General features: G+C 52.9%; 4 protein-coding genes. 1 reads left to right on the top strand and 3 read right to left on the bottom strand.

Going from position 1 to position 2,651, the window contains the following annotated elements; translation table 11 throughout:
- Positions 1–492, bottom strand: a 492-nt coding sequence (locus AK963_RS27615) for a phage portal protein (RefSeq protein ID WP_139117721.1), incomplete at its 3' end; no start/stop codon positions are given.
- 24 nt (positions 493–516) lie between these two features.
- On the opposite strand from AK963_RS27615, the gene AK963_RS27610 reads away from it, so the two are divergent.
- The gene (locus tag AK963_RS27610) at positions 517–732 is read left to right on the top strand and encodes a hypothetical protein (RefSeq protein ID WP_066018529.1); all 216 of its coding nucleotides are present in this window, start codon (positions 517–519) and stop codon (positions 730–732) included.
- Between the two features lie 2 nt (positions 733–734).
- On the opposite strand, the gene AK963_RS27605 is transcribed toward AK963_RS27610, so the two are convergent.
- Together AK963_RS27605 and AK963_RS27600 are read right to left on the bottom strand one after the other, a co-directional pair.
- Positions 735–947, bottom strand: coding sequence for a phage head-tail joining protein (locus AK963_RS27605; RefSeq protein WP_066018528.1), 213 nt, complete (start codon positions 945–947; stop codon positions 735–737).
- Positions 940–2,651, bottom strand: a 1,712-nt coding sequence (locus tag AK963_RS27600) for a phage terminase large subunit family protein (protein WP_066018527.1), incomplete at its 5' end; no start/stop codon positions are given. The genes AK963_RS27600 and AK963_RS27605, both read right to left, overlap by 8 nt.

The following is a 2,651-nucleotide window of genomic DNA, read 5'->3' as shown; positions in this document are numbered from 1 at the left end:
GTAATCCCAGGGAACAAACTCCGCTTCCAGTAGCTGCACTTGCAGAGGCACGCTGAGTCCATCGGATGGTTTCCGAGGCCTCAGTCGGGCAAAGCATTCACCGGCTTCCAGCATGGAACGCACTGCCTGTGATTGCTGGCCATAAAAGTCCAGCTGACCATCCGCATCAGATTCATCGGACCAATCCAGAAACAGTGCCTGCAGGTTTTGACGGAACCGATCATTGCTCGCTTCAGACTTGGGTTTGATCCCCGTACCGACAATATTGGCTACCAGCTTTTCCAGCCCGGATGCCGCCCAGGGATCATTGCGAATCGCTGCTCGTGAACGATTGATTAACGTCCCCAGATTACCGGTCAATGTGTTATTCGGGCCGGAGGATGGGGCTGACCAACTCTGGCTTCTCCGCCCTCGCCCAGCGGAGGTGTAGGCCAGATTTCGGATCGTTTTCGATGATGTCTGCAACCATTTCTGTCGTATCCAGTCAAACAAGGGTGTCCGTCCTCGCAGTAAGAAATGGAGTGGTTGATTTTGAAAGCGGTGGTTATTTCAGTCCTGATTTTGGGCTGTTTTCTGATGTTGGCTAACCTGGCACCCTGCCTGTTGAGTAACCCACAGGGCAACGATAAAAACGACCCAAGAAAGCAGACCGCTAATCAGATCCGTCAATCCATCACAACGCTGATTGTGTTGCTCATAGCCCTGGTGATGGTCCTGCATTTCTGGCGGTAAGATCAGATGCCGCGTCGAGAATAGATGCCATACTGGCGAGGCCGCTTCTGTTGTTTCGCCAGTTCACGCTCAATGGCCTGCAGTCGCCTTTCCATCTCGCCGAAGCTGGCGTATTCCACCTTTCGGCCTTCAAATTCCACGGTGCGGGTTTCCCGCAGCAACACGGCTCGTTTCAGGGCCTGGTATTCAGCATCGGTAATCATGGGTTTACCCATTGAGGTAGGTACTGCGAGAGATTCGACGATTGCGATTCACGGCGATATCCGCTGGCTCTTCTTGTTCTATCTGCACTTCCGGCTCTGGCCGTTGTGCTGCCAGCTGTTCCAGATCCAGTCCTCGATGTTGCTGAAGGATTCTCACAGCCGTCAGCGCATAGACCCGGCAATCCAGTGCTTCATTGCGCTTCTTTTTGGCATCCCATTCAAAATAGGCAACACCGTGCTTATATTTACGCACCTTCTCTTCTGCCGTGGCCTGCTTGAAGTAATCCTCATCAAAGCAATCACTGATCGGCCAGTGACAGTAGCCTGCGCCAGGCTCAAGAATACGATAACGCTGGTAGATCAACTCTTTCGCAGTATCCGTTCCTACGAGAGTCAGATAGATGCCTTTCTTGTTCTTTGTCTTTGGGAAGGTCGCGATGGGTTTACCCGATTGAGATGCTCCTTTGATCGGTATTAACCAGTCCGTTCCATGCTTTCTTGAAAAGGCATAGACCTCATCGGTAAAGTGGCCGCCAGAGTCCATACAGATCTGAGCCAGATTCATTAACACGCCATCATGGCGTCTATATGATTGCCGTAACTTTCCGGCCAGGATATTCCAGATATCTGGACGGGAGAGGTCACCATAGAGCCGGACGTAATCAATGGACCAGCTCTCTTCTCCGGCTCCCCAGCCCACCACTTCAAACTCGACCCGGTCATCCTGCACATCAATACCACAGGTCAACACTTCTACTGCCCAGGGTACTTCTGCCGGATAATGCTCACGACGCTGATAGAGCAATTCATGATCCACCGTTTCACCGGCTTCCTGCCAGGTCTGGCCGAGTACCGTATTGGTCCAGTCTTTGAGAAGAATGGGATTGTCTTTCGCTGCCAGAAAATCGGCAACGGCATCTTGCCAGCTGTACCAACCGTTAGGGCTGTAGAGTGAACTCAGGTGGTAACCACGAATTTTTCCGTTAGCTTCCGGGTTCATGGCAACCCACTGACCATTGGCCAGCAATTTGGGCTTGTCGTGCTCCCGCATCCGATACTGGCAATTGATGCACTCAAAGCAAGCCGTTTCCGGATTGTGGTGTTCAAATCTAATCTGCTGCCACTCAATGGGCTGCATATGTTGGCACTTCACACAGGGCACCTGGTACTGACGCTGATCACTGGCCTGATAAGCCGCCTCTATCTTGCTGGCTCCGGCAATATTGGGTGTAGACACCATCAGGATCTTTCGATTACGGGAAAACGTCGCCGTCCGTTTAATCGCCAGATTGATCGGACTGCCCTCACCGTCCACATCGTCCTCATAGGCATCCACCTCATCCAGAAATAGGAATCGGGCAGGCATGGAACGAAGCCCGGTGGCCGAGTTGGCACCGGTGATGATCAATACGCCGTTGGGAAACTCCTTCACCATCTGGGTGTTGCCGGAATCCCTGGAACGGGGATCTTTTACCAAGTCCCTCAGCACCGGCATAGCCTCAATCATGGGTGCGATCCGCTGCTTGGAGGTTCGCTTGGCCATATCCAGAGTGGGCAGCACATACATCATCGGTCCGGGTGTGTGATGCACCACATACCCCAACCAGTTATTGCCGCACTCCGTACCGCCCACCTGAGCCCCTTTCATAAACGCCACCTGCTCCACGGAAGAGGAAGGCGAAAGGCAATCCATGATCTCTTTCAGGTAGGGGGTTC

The sequence above is a fragment of the Endozoicomonas atrinae genome (genome assembly GCF_001647025.1).
In the GTDB taxonomy this organism is placed as follows: domain Bacteria; phylum Pseudomonadota; class Gammaproteobacteria; order Pseudomonadales; family Endozoicomonadaceae; genus Endozoicomonas; species Endozoicomonas atrinae.
Note: the sequence above shows the minus strand (reverse complement) of the source record. Positions and strands in the feature narration are given on the sequence as shown.